Origin of the sequence: Microbacterium hydrocarbonoxydans, assembly GCF_023715885.1 — a bacterium.
GTDB lineage: Bacteria > Actinomycetota > Actinomycetes > Actinomycetales > Microbacteriaceae > Microbacterium > Microbacterium hydrocarbonoxydans_C.
Genome location: NZ_JAMBOY010000002.1, coordinates 626,153 through 640,532 on the forward strand (window position 1 = coordinate 626,153; position 14,380 = coordinate 640,532).

A 14,380-nucleotide genomic window follows, 5' to 3' on the forward strand; every position below is an offset into this window, starting at 1 on the left:
CGGACCTCTCGGGGCTCGTGTGCGGGAAGGGTCGTCGGTCTCGGATGCCGCGCTCGCGCGCTCTCGCTCAGCCGGCACGGTGCACGTGCCTCTCATGCGGGAGCGGGGCACCGGGGCCCGCGCGCTCGGCGATGAGCACGGCGCCGTCGAGAGCATCGCCCGTGGCATCGGCAGGTTCGCGACCGGCCGCGCGCAGGGTTCCGCCGAGGAGCTCGCGGAACCAGGGATGCTGGGTGAGCCCACCGTGCAGGGCGACCCGGGTGGTGTGCCCGGCGGCCCCGACGGCGGACTCGACGAGCAGTCGCGAGCCGTGCGCGGCGATGTCGTGTGCGACGGGGTCGCCGTCGGCTGCGGCGTCGAGCACGAGGGGCGCGAGCGTGGCGAGCCTGCGGGCGAGCGGCGAGTCCTGCGCGAGCCATCCCTGGACCTCGTCGAGGGAGCCGATCGCGGTGGCGACGCGTTCCGACAGGACGGTGGGGACGACGAGACCCACCGAGGCGCGGAGCGCGGCGCGCAGGGCCTCGCGACCGAACCAGGATCCGCTCCCCAGGTCTCCGATCTCGGGCCCCCAGCCGTCGACGAGCCGGATGCCGTCGGCGTCGACGCCGAGGGCCGCGGCGCCGGTTCCGGCGATCAGCAGCACTCCCACTCCTCCGCCGAGGGCACCGACGTGGGCGGAGACCACGTCGGAGGTCACAGCCACGGGGACGGCGAGCCGGGCGTGCAGACGCTGGGCCAGTTCGGATGCCGCGGCGGGTGACGCCCACGCACCGGCGGCTCCCACGGAGACGGCGTCGTAGCCCGTGATGTCGGAGGTCAGGGGAAGGATGGCGGCGATCGCGGCGTCGAGTCCGTCTGCGGCGGCGAGTCCCGGCGATCCGACGCCCTCGACCGCCACGCGGCGCTCGGGTCCGGAGACCACGACGCGGCAGCGCGACTTGCCGAGGTCGACGGCGAGCACGGAACGATCAAGCATGAAAATAGTGTACGCATAAGCCGCTGTCTATGAAAGAATTGTTCACCAAGCGGACGGCGGAGAGACATGAGCATTCAGACGCGCATCGCGGGCGCTGCGGAGACGCTGCCCCCCTCCCTCGCGCGCATCGCGCGCGCCGTCAGCGACAATCCCGGCGTCGTCGTCGACAGCACCATCACCGAGCTCGCGGCGATCTGCGAGACCTCCGTCGCATCCGTCGTGCGGTTCTGCCGCGCGGTGGGCGTCGACGGGTACGCGGCGCTGCGCATGGCGCTGGCCGCCGAACTCGGCCGCGAGTCGGTGCAGTTCAGCGCTTCGACGGGGTTCGGCTCCGAGATCTCGCTCGACGATTCGCTGCGGGAGGCCACGGCGAAGATCGCGACGCTCGAGGTGCTGGCGATCGAGGAGACGATCGCCGGTCTCGACGACGCGCGTCTCGACGAGGCGGTGGCCGCCCTCGACCGCGCCCAGAAGATCCTCCTCTTCGGCATCGGAGCCAGCGGACTCGTCGCGGCGGATTTCGGGCAGAAGCTGCTCCGGATCGGGCGCGCGGCGGTCGTCCTCACCGACGCGCACGTGGCGAGCGCCGCGGCCGCGCTCGCCGCAGACGGCACGGTCGCGGTGGGGATCTCGCAGTCGGGCACCACGATCGAGACCCAGCGCTTCCTGCAGGCCGCCCGCGCCGCCGGCACGCAGACGATCGCGATCACCGGTGCCGCGGAGTCGGACGTCGCGGCGTCCGGCGATGTCGTGCTCCTCACGCACGCGAGGGAGCCGCGCCTCCGCGCCGGAGCGATGGTCAGCCGAATCGCGCAGCTCGCCCTCGTCGACTGCCTGTTCGTGGGGGTCGCGCGTCGGCGCCGCGCGGATGCCGTCGAGGCGCTGCAGCGCACGGCCGAGGCGACTCAGGCGTTGCGCGGGGAGTGAGCCGCGCGATGGGGCGGGACCGCATGCTTTCGTCCGCGCGCGAGTCTCGTGGCGGTGGGTCCCCGCTCGGTCGATCCCGCGTCACCCAGCCCGGTGTCACTGAGCCGCGTGCCAGTGAGCCGCGTGCCAGTGAGCCGCGTGTCACTGAGTGACGTGCCGATGCGTGCCGACCGAGCCGGCCGTGCGCAGGAACACGATGATCCAGCTGAAGATGAGCACGGCGGCGATCAGCTCGACGGCGGTGAGGTTGTAGTAGCCGACCGCGAAGAAAGCGGCGAGCAGCACGATCACGACCACGTAGGCCCAGCCGAAGGCCACGAACACCCGAGGGATGCTCCGAAGGAACCAGGGCAGCCCAACGACCACCACGGCGAAGACCACCGCCATCCCGGTCGCGACGGTGTTGTGAAGGAGGAAGAACTCGTCGACGGGGAAGATGCCGACGCACGCGAGGAAGATCCCGAGGAGGATCAGTCCGGTGCGCACGATGAGGCGTCCTCGCCGGTCGGTCGGGTCGTCGACGGGCAGGCCGGCAGTCGCATACCGGGCGATGGTCGTGACCATGACGCCCGCGATGATCAGCGTCACGTTGAAGGCGATCGAGGCGCTGTTCGTGCTCATCCCGAGCGCGGAGAGGTTGTCGCGCCACCAGTGCACGTCGCTGGAGGCGAGCATGCTGGCGAACGCTCCCACCTCGAGGAACACGGCGAGCACGAGCGACAAGACCATCGGGGTCAGGGCGACCGCGCTGAGAAAGGACACGTAGGCCGTGAGCCCGAAGGCGACCGCCACGAGCACCGCACCGGGGAACGCGAAGACCGGCGCGTCGGTGAAGCTCCGCTCGAGCAGTTCGGCGATCCCCAGCCAGCCGAGGTACGCGATGGCGGCGTGCGCGAACGCGATCGCCGCGAGATCGTACCAGCGGAGCCGGTCGCCCGGCACGCTGAACCCGTCGCGGGTGCCGTCGACGCTCGGCTCGTCGGGGCGGACCGCGAGGCGTCCGACGACGAAAGCGAGCGCCGCGGTGATCGCTCCCCCGTACGCCGCGAACACGCCGATCGATCCGGGACCGCTGATCGGGAGCTCGCGACCCCAGAACATCGGGAAGGCGACGAGGAACCCGACGAGGAGCACGACCGCGCCGACGATGAGCGCGGTCGCCTCGATGACGGCATCCGACGTCGCCGGCCCTCGTAGCTGACCCAGCACACCCGTGATCCCGTCGCGGATCCGGCCGAGAGCGCTCGTGTCGTTCCTGGCGTCCTCGGTACTGTCTGGGCTCGTCCCGCCCGTGCCGTCTGCGTTACCGCCCTCCGCGAATCGCATGCTGCCTCCTGCGCACATCCTAGGTCTGGGCGACGCAGCGTCGAAGGATGGCTGTTGCGGGCGGCAGTAGCCTGGAGAGATGACCGAGATCGTCCCTGCCCGCGCCGTCCTGCTCGACATGGACGGCACCCTCGTCGACTCGACCGCGGTCGTCGAGAGGCTCTGGCTCGCGTGGGCGGAGCCGCACGGCCTCGACCCGGCGACCGTGCTCAGCGTCGTCCACGGGCGGCAGGGTCATCAGAGCATGGCGATCATGCTTCCCGAGCGCGATCACGCGGTGAATCTGGTCGAGAACGAGCGGATGCTGGCAACCGAGGCGAGCGACGTCGACGGCGTCGTGGAGATCCGCGGGGCCGGCGATCTGCTGAGGGCGCTCGCGGAGGTGCCGCATGCGATCGTGACCTCGGCCAACGTGCCCCTGATGAACGCGCGGATGGGCGAAGCGGGGCTCACTGTCCCGCAGCTCGTCGTGACGGCGGAGAGCGTCTCGGCCTCGAAGCCGGATCCCGAGGGGTTCCTACTGGGGGCGAAGCTGTTGGGCGTCGACCCGGCGGACTGCGTGGTGTTCGAAGATTCCGGCGCCGGCATCCAGGCCGCGCACGCGGCGGGCATGCGGGTGATCGGGATCGGCGCGCACGCCGCGACCCACGCCCCCGAGTACCACGTCGCCGACCTCACGCAGGTCTCTGTGCGGGCGGGCGCCGACGGGGGTTTCGACCTCGTCGTGGAGTGAGGCTGGGGCTGTTCGGGCCCGCAGCCCTCGCGCTGAATTCCGGGGTTCCGGAGTACTTCATCTGATGGTCCGATTCCGGCGCTGATCTGGGTCTCGAATGTCGGTGGTCGCTGATTCAGTGGGGGTATGACGGCACTGGCGGACGCGACGGTCGAGCAGATGGCAGCCGTGGGCGCGCTCACCGCAACGCTCGTGGCCGTCGACCGCGCGATCAGCTCCCTGATGGCCTGCCGCGACGGGCTCCTCGCCTCCGGCGCGCGAATCGCACTCGAGACCGTTCAGGATGCCGAGGAGCGCGATGACAGCCGGACCCACGATCTCGGCGAGATGGCACTGCGCGCCGTGGCAGCGGAGTTCGCGGCCGCGCTGCACATCAGCGATCGCACCGTGCAACGCCGCATGGCCGACGCCGAGCTGCTCGTTTCGCAGTTCCCCGTGCTGTGGCAGGCGCAGGGAGACGGTCGGGTGAGCGCCGCCCATTCGAGGGTCATCATCGATGCGGGGCTGCACCTCGACGACGCCGACGATCGCGGCGCCTACACCGCGGAGATGCTCGAGTGGGCACAGACCGAGTCACCGAACCGACTGGCACGCCGCGCTCGGCGCGTGGCCGACCGACTCCAGCGCCGCACCATCGATGAGCGTCACCGGAGTGCCCGCGAACAGCGCGCGGTCTGGGTGAAGGATCGGGCCGACGGGATGGCCGAACTCGGACTCCTCGGGCCGGCCGCCCTCGTTCACGGCGCCTACGACCGGATCACTGCGATGGCGAAGTCGGTCGCGCGCGAGGAGACGGAGCGAACAACCCTGGAGGAGAAACCCGCGGAGGCGGGCGCCTCGACGCAGAAGGCCCACGCCTCGACGCAGACGAAGGACGCCTCGACGCGGGAGGCGGACGCTCGAGGCGGAGGGCGCGGCGGCGAGGGTGACCTGCCCTCTGCCGGCACGGTTCGTGATGCGTTTGGAGTTCCTCGTGGAGATGTGATCGAGCCCGCTCCCAGCCGCAGGTCCCTCGCTCAGATCCGGTGCGACCTCACACTCGACCTCGTTCTGACCGGGGCGCCGGCCGGTCACGATTCCGCCGACGGGATGCTGGCAGCCATCGCCGGATCGGTGAGCGTCACGGTTCCCGTGCAGACGTTGATGGGTACGAGCACGATGTCGGCGGAACTCGACGGACGCATTCCGATCGACGCCGCCACGGCGCGACGTCTCGCCGGCGACGCGAGCGGATGGGATCGGATCCTCACCCACCCCATCGGCGGTCGCTTCCTCGCCGTCGACCGGTACCGTCCGTCGGCGGAGCTCAAGCGCCATCTCAGAGCGCGCGATCAACGCTGTCGGTTCCCGGGATGCGGTCAGCTGCCTCGCGACTGCGACATCGACCACACGCAGGATCACGCGCTCGGCGGCTCCACCGGTGCGGGCAACCTCGGCACCCTCTGCCGCCGCCACCACAGCCTCAAACATCACACGCCCTGGCACGTCGAACACCTGGGCGACGGTCTGTACGCGTGGACCAGCCCCACCGGACGCACCTACGTCGACGCTCCCCCCGCGCAGAACACGGGTACGAACACCGACATGAGCACCGCTGGCTCGGCGCCGCCTGGCTCCGCGCCGCCCGCGAAGGTGCCGCCCGCGACAGCGCCGCCGTTCTGACGCCTCACCGCGACGCCACTCTCAGACCAGCGCGAAGTCCTCGAAGATCAGCGTCGTCCGCGTCGAGCGGATCGAGGGGATCGCCTGAATATCCTCGAGGACGATCCGCCGCAGGTCCCGGGCATCGTTGGCACGCACGAGGAGGATCACGTCGAAGTCGCCGCCGACGAGCGCCATGTGCTCGATCTCGGGGATGGCGCGCAACCGCGCGCTGACCTCCTGCCACGTCGCCTGCTCGATCGCCAGCGTCACGTACGCGCTGGCGTGATGACCGAGCAGCACCGGATCGGTCCGCACGGTGTAACCGGTCACGACTCCGGCGTCCGTCAACCGCTTGATCCGCGCGTGTGCGCCCGCCCGCGAGATGTGCACGGCCTCGGCGATCGCCGTCATCGATACCCGCGCGTCACGGCGCAGCTGTTCGAGGATCGCGCGATCGACATCATCCAGCGTTGTCATGGCACCCCTTCGTCCGTGCTCGAATTCTGACACTTCGCTCATTCGAACGCCAACGGTCAGTCAGTCATCCATGAATCACCCCCAACACTTGGACGACTGACCATCGCGATGCATCCTTTCTTCATCGGGTTCGGCAAGGAGGGCGAACGGATGGATCACGCAGAACTGCTCCCGCGCGACGAAGCGGTGCAGCTGATCGACGCGACGGGCACGCCGGTCGCCGACCACGACTACCGTCTGCCAGACAGCGAGGCTCTCCTGACCGCCTACCGCGGACTCGTCGAGGGCCGACGCATCAACGACCAGGCCAGCGCCCTCGTGCGTCAGGGGCGACTCGCGGTGTACCCGTCGTCGCACGGACAGGAGGCCTGCCAGATCGGCGCAGCCCTCGCCCTTCGCGACACCGACTGGCTCTTCCCCACCTACCGCGACTCCGTCGCAGTGATCGCCAGGGGCGTCGCCCCCGCCGAAGCCATGGTGCTGCTCAAGGGCGACTGGCACTCCGGCTACGACGTCCGCGAACACCGCGTCGCCCCTCAGGCCACGCCGCTCGCGACGCAGCTGCTGCACGCGGTCGGCTTCGCCTACGCCGCGAAGCAGCGCGGCGAAGACACGGTCGTGCTCGCGCTCTGCGGCGACGGCGCCACGAGCGAAGGCGACTTCCACGAGGCCATGAACTTCGCCGCCGTCTTCCACGTGCCCGTCGTCTTCTTCGTGCAGAACAACGAGTTCGCGATCTCCGTTCCCCTCAGCCGTCAGACCGCGGCACCTTCGCTCGCGCACAAGGCGATCGGATACGGGATGCCGGGTCAGCGCGTCGACGGCAACGACGTCGCCGCGGTGCTCGCGGTGCTCGGCGAGGCTGTCGACCGCGCCCGAGCCGGCGGGGGCCCCACCCTCGTCGAAGCGCACACCTATCGGATGCAGGCGCACACCAACGCCGACGACGACACCCGCTACCGCGAGCGCGAGGAGGTGCAGGCCTGGGTCGCGCGAGATCCGCTGACCCGCCTGCGCACCCACCTGACCACGAGCGGCGCGCTGACCGACGAGCTCGAGAAGGAGATCGCGACAGGGGCGGAGGAGATCGCAGCGGCCATGCGCGCCGCCCTCAACGCCGACGCCGACCTGGACCCCGAAGACCTCTTCCGCTTCGTCACCGCCGAACGCTCGCCCCAGCTGCAGGAGCAGTGGCACCAGCTGCGCGACGAGATCGAGAGAGATCGGGAAGCCCAGCATTCAGGAGGGGTGCGATGACCATCAGGCACATCGAGGTCGACCGAGCGACGATCCTCGTCTCAGGAGGGGTGCGATGACCATCACCCATGACCGCATCGAACTCGACGCGCCCGAAACCTCCGTCCAGACGCTGAGTATGGCGGCCGCGCTCAACCTCGCCCTCGCCGACTCCATCGCCGAGGATCCGACGGTCGTCGTCTTCGGCGAAGACGTCGGCGCTCTCGGCGGAGTCTTCCGCATCACAGACGGACTCACCGCCCGCTTCGGCGAGGACCGCTGCTTCGACACCCCGCTCGCAGAATCGGGCATCGTGGGCACCGCGATCGGCATGGCCATGAACGGTCTCCGTCCGGTCGTCGAGCTCCAATTCGACGCGTTCGCCCTCCCTGCGTTCGAGCAGATCGTCAGCCACGTCGCGAAGCTCTCCAACCGCACGCGCGGCGGCGTCCGCATGCCGATGGTCATCCGCATCCCGTTCGGCGGCGGCATCGGCGGCGTCGAGCACCACTGCGACTCCTCGGAGGCGTACTACGCGCACACACCGGGCCTCACGGTCGTCAGCCCCTCCACCCCCCAGGACGCCTACTCGCTTCTCCGCGCCGCGATCGCGTCAGCCGACCCCGTCGTCTTCCTCGAACCGAAGAAGCTGTACTGGACCAAGGGCGAGGTCGACACGTCGGCCACCGTCGACATCGGCTCCGCCCGCATCGCGCGCGACGGCACCGACGTCACCCTGATCGCTTACGGGGCATCCGTCCCCCTCGCGCTCGAGGCCGCCGAGGCCTCGGCCGCGGAAGGGCGCAGCGTGCAGGTCGTCGACGTGCGCACTCTCACTCCGTTCGACGACGAGACGGTCAAGAACGCCGTGCGATCGACCGGACGCGCCGTCGTGATCGCTGAGGCACCGGGCTTCGCCAGCGTCGCCTCCGAGATCCAGGCGCGGGTGTTCGAGCGCTGCTTCGAATACCTCGAGGCCCCCGTGCGCCGGGTCACCGGCTTCGACGCCCCCTATGCACCCCCGAAGCTCGAGCACTGGTACCTGCCCGACGTCGACCGCATCCTGGACGCCGTCGATTCCCTGCACTGGGAGGACCAGCCATGAGCATCGGCAGCGCGACGACGACCTCCGGCACCAGGACATTCCGTCTGCCCGACCTCGGGGAGGGACTGACCGAGGCCGGACTGGTGCAGTGGCTCGTCTCCGTCGGAGACACCATCGTCACCGACCAGCCCATCGCCGAGGTCGAAACCGCGAAGAGCATCGTCGAACTCCCCTCCCCCTTCGCCGGGATCGTGACCGCTCTCCACGGAGCAGCAGGCGACACGATCGACGTCGGCGCGCCCGTGCTCGACGTCGCGGGAGAGAGCGCATCTCCGCAGAGCGAGGAGGGGACGGATGCCGAGAACGATCCCGAGAACGAGCACCGCGCGACATCCGTCGAGCCCGAGCACGAAGCGTACCGCGCTGAGGAGAGAGCGGGGTCGGGCAACGTCCTGATCGGGTACGGGACGTCGGAGCGCGCGTCGTCCGGACGCCGACGTGCACCGAAGGCGGCGACACGGGGTGAACCGTCTCGTCCGTTGATCGACAGCGACGTGGCGCCGCGGGTCCGCCGCCCGGTCGCCGTTCGGTCACCGCTCGTGCGACGCCTTGCTCGCGACCTGGGACTCGACGTGCACGCGATCGTGCCCACCGGCGCCGACGGCGCCATCACCCGCGCAGACGTGCTCGCCGCCGCGGTCGACAGCGCCGTCGACGGGATCGGGAAGGGCACGAATCGGGAGGCACGCGTCGCCCCTGACACCCCCGACGGCCGAGGCGGGGACGAAGCGGTCGACGGCCTCGCCATCCGCTCCCGCGAACGCCTGTCGCCGCTGCGCAAGGCCGTGAGCGCGCGGCTCTCGCGCAGCCGCTCCGAGATTCCCGAGGCGACCGTCTGGGTCGATGTCGATGCGACCGACCTCTGGATGCTTCGTGCCGACATGGCCCCGGCCGGCGGCAGGGCGCCGTCGATCACAGCGATCCTCGCCCGCTTCGTGCTGCTGGCTCTCACCGAGCACCCGGTCCTCGCCTCGCGCCTCAGCGACGACGCATCCGAACTTCTCTCGTTCGACGGCGTGAACCTCGGCGTCGCGGTCGATACCGACCGCGGTCTCCTCGTGCCGGTCGTCCAGCGGGCACACGCCCTCAGCGTCGACGAGCTCGACTCTGCCCTGCGCGAGTTGTCGACCACCGCCCGCGAGGGCCGCATGGCCCCGGAGCGGCTGCGCGGCTCGACGTTCACTCTCAACAACTACGGCGGGCTGGGAGTCGACGGATCGGCCGCCATCATCAATCACCCGGAGGTCGCGATCCTCGGCATCGGCCGGATCATCGAGCGCCCCTGGGTGGTCGAGGGTCAGATCGTGCCGCGGCGCATCGCCCAGCTCTCGCTCGTCTTCGACCACCGGGTGTGTGACGGCGGCTACGCGGCGAGCTTCCTCCGCCGTGTCTCGGAGTTCATCGAGCATCCGCTCCGCGCATTCGGGAGGATCTGACCCGGCAGGGAGTCCACGTCGCCGCGGGAGCGCGCGTGAGCGCGGAGTTCTCGATTTCACTCACGCGATACGCTACGCTCGGCAATTACTGACCGATCGATCGGTTAGGAATGCGCGTCGATGACAGCCGCGCGTGCACGACCGCAGTCCCGAATCGAAGACTCGTGACGAATCAGAACGTCAGTCCTGGATCCCCTCCGCAGTCCCGACTCAGAACCTCAGTCCCGAATCGCAGAACAACGGAGTTCGCCATGACGTCAGCAGTCTCGGAACCGACCTCGACCCGACGGATGCCCGCCGAAGAGCGCCGCGTGCTCGCCAGCACGCTCGTGGGCACCTCGATCGAGTGGTACGACTTCTTCATCTACGCCCAGGCGGCCGGCCTCGTGCTCGCGCCGCTGTTCCTCGCCCCTATCGCCGAGAGCAGCCCGGGCCTTGCGCAGGTGCTCTCCTTCGCCACCATCGGCATCTCGTTCCTCTTCCGCCCACTGGGCGCGATCATCGCCGGCCACCTCGGCGACAAGCTCGGACGCAAGCGGATGCTGGTCTTCACCCTCATCCTTATGGGGCTCTCGACCTCCCTCATCGGCGTCCTGCCGACGTACGCAGCGATCGGCGTCGCTGCGCCGATCCTCCTCATCGTCCTGCGCATCCTGCAGGGCTTCTCCGCCGGAGGCGAGTGGGGCGGAGCCGCACTCATGGCCGTCGAGCACGCACCCCGCGGGCGCCGCGGGCTCTTCGGCGCCTTCCCGCAGATCGGCGTGCCGGTGGGCATGATCCTCGCCACCGCGACGCTGTGGGTGCTCACGACCTCGATGTCGCCCGAGGCCTTCCTCGAGTGGGGCTGGCGCATCCCGTTCCTGCTGTCGATCGTGCTGATCGGCGTCGGCTATATCATCCGCCGCGCCGTCGACGAGAGCCCGATCTTCGAAGAGCTGCAGCGCCGCCGCAAGGAGGCGTCCGCGCCCCTCGGCATCCTGTTCCGCAAGAACACCAAGCAGGTCGTGCTCACCGCGCTGATCTTCATCGCGAACAACGCCGCCGGCTACCTGCTGATCGCCTTCTTCGCGACCTACGCGGTCACCGCCCTCGGCATGGAGCGCCCTCCCGTGCTGCTCGCCACCACGCTCGCCTCGTTCGGCTGGCTGATCTTCACCCTGTGGGGCGGACACCTGTCCGACCGCCTCGGACGCGTGCGCACCTTCCAGATCGGGTACGTCGCGCTCGCGGTCTGGGCGATCCCGATGTGGTTCCTCATCGACAGCGGAGACATCGTCTGGTACTTCGTCGCACTGTTCGTGATGACCTTCGCACTCGGGCTCTCCTATGGCCCGCAGGCCGCCCTCTACGCGGAGATGTTCCCGGCGAACGTGCGCTACTCGGGCGTCTCGATCGGTTACGCGCTCGGTGCCATCCTCGGCGGAGCGTTCGCACCGATGATCGCCGAAGCGCTGCTGAACCAGTTCCAGGCGGCATGGACGATCGGCCTCTACATCGCCATCGCATCGGTGATCTCGCTCATCGCGGTCTCCCTCGTGAAGGAGACGAAGGGCGTCGATCTGCTGGGTTGACGCGAGGTCGGCCCGAGGATGCGGGCCGACCTGTGCCATAATTACCATACGATCGGTCAGTAATTCTGCCGGTTCGCACGAGCCCGGACGACGCAGTCAGGAGATCCGCATGACCGAGGCCTATCTCGTCGGTGGAGCCCGCACCCCGGTGGGGCGGTACGGCGGCGCACTGGCTCCGGTCCGGCCCGACGATCTGGCCGCGATCGTCGTCGGCGAGGCCGTGCGTCGCGCGGGCATCGATCCGGCGGCTGTCGACATCGACGAGGTCATCTTCGGCGCCGCCAACCAGGCGGGAGAGGACAACCGCAACGTCGCAAGGATGGCCGTGCTGCTGGCCGGGCTCCCCGATTCGGTGCCCGGCATCACGGTGAACCGCCTTTGCGCCTCCGGCATGTCGGCGGTGACCATGGCCGCCCAGGCCATCCGCGCCGGCGACGCCGACCTCATCGTCGCCGGCGGGGTGGAGTCGATGACCCGCGCGCCCTGGGTCCAGGCCAAGCCCGACAGGGCGTGGGGCAAGCCGGGAACCGCCTACGACACCTCGATCGGATGGCGCTTCCCGAACCCCCGCCTCGCCGCCCGCGACAAGGCAACCTTCACGATGCCCGAGACGGCCGAGGAGGTCGCCCGCCTCGACGGCATCGGACGGGAAGAGGCGGATGCGTTCGCCGTGCGATCGCAGCAGCACGCCGCCACCGCGATCGCGGCCGGCCGGTTCGAGCACGAGATCGTCGGCGTACCGGTCGGCGACGATGTCGTCCTGGTCGACGAGGGACCCCGACCCGACACGACACTCGAGGTGCTCGCCCGGTTGCGGCCGGTCGTGGCAGGCGGGCAGGTCGTCACCGCCGGCAACTCGAGTGCGCTCAACGACGGCGCATCGGCGCTCGTCGTCGCCAGCGGCGACGCCGTCGAACGCTATGGCCTGGTCCCGCGCGCCCGGATCGTCGTCGGCACGAGCGCAGCGCTCGCGCCCGAGATCATGGGCCTCGGGCCGGTGCCGGCGACAGAGAAGGCGTTGCGCCGCTCCGGACTCCGGATCGACGACATCGGATCCGTCGAGCTCAACGAGGCGTTCGCCACGCAGTCGATCGCCTGCATCCGCCGCCTCGGTCTGGACGATGCCATCGTGAACTCCGACGGCGGAGCGATCGCGCTCGGACACCCGCTGGGATCATCCGGCTCACGTCTGCTCGTCACCCTGCTCGGCCGGATGGAGCGCGAGGGCTCGCGCTACGGCCTCGCCACGATGTGCGTCGGCGTCGGTCAGGGCGCGGCCGTGATCGTGGAGAGGGTGTGATGACGACGTCCGGTGGCGACTCGCCCCTTCTCGTCGAGCGCTCGGACGATCGCGTCGTCGCCACGCTCAACCGGCCGGACAAGCGCAACGCCATCGACCAGGCGATGATCGACGCCCTGCATGAGCTCTGCGCGGAGCTGGAGGAGGCGCCACGCACTCTGATCCTGACCGGTGCCGCGGGCGTCTTCGCCGCGGGAGCCGATATCGCGGAACTGCGCGAGCGGCGAGCGCCCGACGCGCTGCGGGGCATCAACGCGCATGCGTTCACCCGTATCGCGCAGCTGCCGATGCCGGTGATCGCGGCGATCGACGGTTACGCACTGGGAGGTGGAGCGGAGCTCGCGTATGCGGCCGACATCCGCCTCGGCACCCCCGCACTCACGATGGGCAACCCCGAGACCGGACTCGGCATCCTCGCGGCCGCGGGGGCGAGCTGGCGACTCAAGGCGATCATCGGCGATGCGCGAGCGATCGAGCTGCTGCTCACCGGCCGCACTGTTAAGGCCGACGAGGCGCTGCAGATCGGACTGGTGTCAGCGCTGCACGACAGCAGTGATCTGCTGACGGCGGCCCACGCGATCGCCGACCGCATCGCCCGGAACGACCGCGCAGCGACGATCGCGACCAAACGGGTGTTCCAGGCACCGCGCGAGGAGCATCCGTCCGTCGACCTGGAGGCGCAGGCGGAACTGTTCGAGAGCCCCGAGAAGTTTCGCCGGATGACCGCCTTCCTCGAGCGGCGGGGTCGGCCGAAGAAGGGAGAGCGGGCATGAACGCCGAAGCACCCGCGCACGTCGGAGTCCTCGGCGGCGGACGCATGGGAGCGGGCATCGCACATGCGTTTCTTCTCGCGGGCTCACACGTGACCGTCGTCGAACGCGACGAGGATGCCGCGCGCGCGGCATCCGATCGCGTCCTCGACTCGGTGCAGGCCTCGATCGCCCGCGGATCGGCGCGCGAGGGGTCGGATGCGTACCGCGCACGGTTCACAGCGACCACGGAGATCGCCGCGTTCGCCGGCTGCGCCCTCGTCGTCGAGGCCGTGCCTGAGGACATAGCGATGAAGATCGACGCCCTCACGCGCCTCGAGGCACACGTCGCCGACGACGCCGCGATCGCCTCGAACACGTCATCGATCTCGATCGACGAGCTGGCTGCGACGCTCGAGCACCCCGCGCGGTTCCTCGGGATGCACTTCTTCAATCCTGTCCCCGCGTCGTCGCTCGTCGAGATCGTGCGCGGCGCCACCACCGCTCCCCTGCTCATCGAGTCCGCCCGCCGCTGGGTGCAGGCGATCGACAAGACGCCGATCGTCGTCGCCGACTCCCCCGGCTTCGCGTCTTCGCGCCTCGGCGTCGCACTGGGGCTGGAGGCCATCCGCATGGTCGAAGAGGGTGTCGCCTCACCCGACGACATCGACGCCGCCATGACGCTCGGCTACAAGCATCCTGTCGGGCCGCTGCGCCTCACCGACATCGTCGGACTCGACGTGCGACTCGGCATAGCCGAGTACCTGGCCGCTCACCTCGGCGAGCGCTTCGAGCCGCCCGCGCTGCTGCGGCGCCTCGTCGCCGAGGGGAACCTCGGCCGCAAGACAGGTCGCGGCTTCTACGAATGGGACGCCTGATGGAGGAGAGCAACTGATGAAA

General features: G+C 69.9%; 13 protein-coding genes. 10 read left to right on the forward strand and 3 right to left on the reverse strand.

The window, feature by feature from the left end; genetic code table 11:
• Positions 1 to 67 precede the first annotated feature (67 nt).
• The gene (locus M3195_RS07290) at positions 68 to 976 is read right to left on the reverse strand and encodes an N-acetylglucosamine kinase (RefSeq protein ID WP_251586048.1); all 909 of its coding nucleotides are present in this window, start codon (positions 974 to 976) and stop codon (positions 68 to 70) included.
• Between the two features lie 66 nt (positions 977 to 1,042).
• Between M3195_RS07290 and M3195_RS07295 the strand changes: the two genes are divergently transcribed.
• A complete protein-coding gene (locus M3195_RS07295) occupies positions 1,043 to 1,903 on the forward strand; it encodes a MurR/RpiR family transcriptional regulator (RefSeq protein ID WP_251586049.1) in 861 nt (286 codons plus the stop codon).
• Between the two features lie 141 nt (positions 1,904 to 2,044).
• On the opposite strand, the gene M3195_RS07300 is transcribed toward M3195_RS07295, so the two are convergent.
• The gene (locus tag M3195_RS07300; RefSeq protein ID WP_251586051.1) at positions 2,045 to 3,229 is read right to left on the reverse strand and encodes a DUF998 domain-containing protein; all 1,185 of its coding nucleotides are present in this window, start codon (positions 3,227 to 3,229) and stop codon (positions 2,045 to 2,047) included.
• 79 nt (positions 3,230 to 3,308) lie between these two features.
• Between M3195_RS07300 and M3195_RS07305 the strand changes: the two genes are divergently transcribed.
• A complete protein-coding gene (locus M3195_RS07305; RefSeq protein WP_251586053.1) occupies positions 3,309 to 3,962 on the forward strand; it encodes an HAD-IA family hydrolase in 654 nt (217 codons plus the stop codon).
• A gap of 126 nt (positions 3,963 to 4,088) precedes the next feature.
• Entirely contained in the window at positions 4,089 to 5,624 is a 1,536-nt protein-coding gene (locus M3195_RS07310) for an HNH endonuclease signature motif containing protein (RefSeq protein WP_251586055.1), read from the forward strand.
• Between the two features lie 21 nt (positions 5,625 to 5,645).
• Here M3195_RS07310 and M3195_RS07315 read toward each other — a convergent pair whose 3' ends face one another.
• Positions 5,646 to 6,083 carry an Lrp/AsnC family transcriptional regulator gene (locus tag M3195_RS07315; RefSeq protein WP_251586057.1) on the reverse strand — a complete coding sequence of 146 codons (438 nt, stop codon included), beginning with the start codon at positions 6,081 to 6,083 and terminating at the stop codon, positions 5,646 to 5,648.
• A 150-nt stretch (positions 6,084 to 6,233) separates the two neighbouring features.
• On the opposite strand from M3195_RS07315, the gene pdhA reads away from it, so the two are divergent.
• The 7 genes from pdhA to M3195_RS07350 all read left to right on the forward strand — a co-directional run bounded on the left by pdhA (position 6,234) and on the right by M3195_RS07350 (position 14,358).
• Positions 6,234 to 7,340, forward strand: a complete 1,107-nt coding sequence (pdhA, locus tag M3195_RS07320; RefSeq protein WP_251586059.1) for a pyruvate dehydrogenase (acetyl-transferring) E1 component subunit alpha — start codon at positions 6,234 to 6,236, stop codon at positions 7,338 to 7,340.
• A 55-nt stretch (positions 7,341 to 7,395) separates the two neighbouring features.
• Entirely contained in the window at positions 7,396 to 8,424 is a 1,029-nt protein-coding gene (locus tag M3195_RS07325) for an alpha-ketoacid dehydrogenase subunit beta (RefSeq protein WP_251586061.1), read from the forward strand.
• The gene (locus M3195_RS07330; RefSeq protein WP_251586062.1) at positions 8,421 to 9,860 is read left to right on the forward strand and encodes a dihydrolipoamide acetyltransferase family protein; all 1,440 of its coding nucleotides are present in this window, start codon (positions 8,421 to 8,423) and stop codon (positions 9,858 to 9,860) included. Before M3195_RS07325 ends, M3195_RS07330 begins: the two co-directional genes overlap by 4 nt.
• Positions 9,861 to 10,111: 251 nt before the next feature.
• Positions 10,112 to 11,431, forward strand: a complete 1,320-nt coding sequence (locus tag M3195_RS07335) for an MFS transporter (protein WP_251586064.1) — start codon at positions 10,112 to 10,114, stop codon at positions 11,429 to 11,431.
• A gap of 109 nt (positions 11,432 to 11,540) precedes the next feature.
• On the forward strand, positions 11,541 to 12,731 hold the full coding sequence (locus M3195_RS07340) for a thiolase family protein (protein WP_251586066.1): 1,191 nt from the start codon (positions 11,541 to 11,543) through the stop codon (positions 12,729 to 12,731).
• The gene (locus M3195_RS07345) at positions 12,731 to 13,504 is read left to right on the forward strand and encodes an enoyl-CoA hydratase/isomerase family protein (protein WP_251586068.1); all 774 of its coding nucleotides are present in this window, start codon (positions 12,731 to 12,733) and stop codon (positions 13,502 to 13,504) included. Before M3195_RS07340 ends, M3195_RS07345 begins: the two co-directional genes overlap by 1 nt.
• Positions 13,501 to 14,358 (forward strand): 3-hydroxyacyl-CoA dehydrogenase family protein, encoded by an 858-nt coding sequence (locus tag M3195_RS07350; protein WP_251586070.1) that lies wholly within the window; start codon positions 13,501 to 13,503, stop codon positions 14,356 to 14,358. The genes M3195_RS07345 and M3195_RS07350 overlap by 4 nt, the downstream gene beginning before the upstream one ends.
• Positions 14,359 to 14,380: the final 22 nt, after the last annotated feature.

Bases quoted from the DNA above. Each gene is read 5' to 3' on its own strand.
- M3195_RS07335 (WP_251586064.1), top strand. From the start codon at position 10,112: ATGACGTCAGCAGTCTCGGAACCGACCTCGACCCGACGGATGCCCGCC.
- M3195_RS07300 (WP_251586051.1), bottom strand. From the start codon at position 3,229: ATGCGATTCGCGGAGGGCGGTAACGCAGACGGCACGGGCGGGACGAGC.
- M3195_RS07330 (WP_251586062.1), top strand. From the start codon at position 8,421: ATGAGCATCGGCAGCGCGACGACGACCTCCGGCACCAGGACATTCCGT.
- M3195_RS07350 (WP_251586070.1), top strand. From the start codon at position 13,501: ATGAACGCCGAAGCACCCGCGCACGTCGGAGTCCTCGGCGGCGGACGC.
- M3195_RS07345 (WP_251586068.1), top strand. From the start codon at position 12,731: ATGACGACGTCCGGTGGCGACTCGCCCCTTCTCGTCGAGCGCTCGGAC.
- M3195_RS07315 (WP_251586057.1), bottom strand. From the start codon at position 6,083: ATGACAACGCTGGATGATGTCGATCGCGCGATCCTCGAACAGCTGCGC.
- M3195_RS07325 (WP_251586061.1), top strand. From the start codon at position 7,396: ATGACCATCACCCATGACCGCATCGAACTCGACGCGCCCGAAACCTCC.
- M3195_RS07310 (WP_251586055.1), top strand. From the start codon at position 4,089: ATGACGGCACTGGCGGACGCGACGGTCGAGCAGATGGCAGCCGTGGGC.
- M3195_RS07295 (WP_251586049.1), top strand. From the start codon at position 1,043: ATGAGCATTCAGACGCGCATCGCGGGCGCTGCGGAGACGCTGCCCCCC.
- M3195_RS07340 (WP_251586066.1), top strand. From the start codon at position 11,541: ATGACCGAGGCCTATCTCGTCGGTGGAGCCCGCACCCCGGTGGGGCGG.
- M3195_RS07305 (WP_251586053.1), top strand. From the start codon at position 3,309: ATGACCGAGATCGTCCCTGCCCGCGCCGTCCTGCTCGACATGGACGGC.
- M3195_RS07290 (WP_251586048.1), bottom strand. From the start codon at position 976: ATGCTTGATCGTTCCGTGCTCGCCGTCGACCTCGGCAAGTCGCGCTGC.
- pdhA (WP_251586059.1), top strand. From the start codon at position 6,234: ATGGATCACGCAGAACTGCTCCCGCGCGACGAAGCGGTGCAGCTGATC.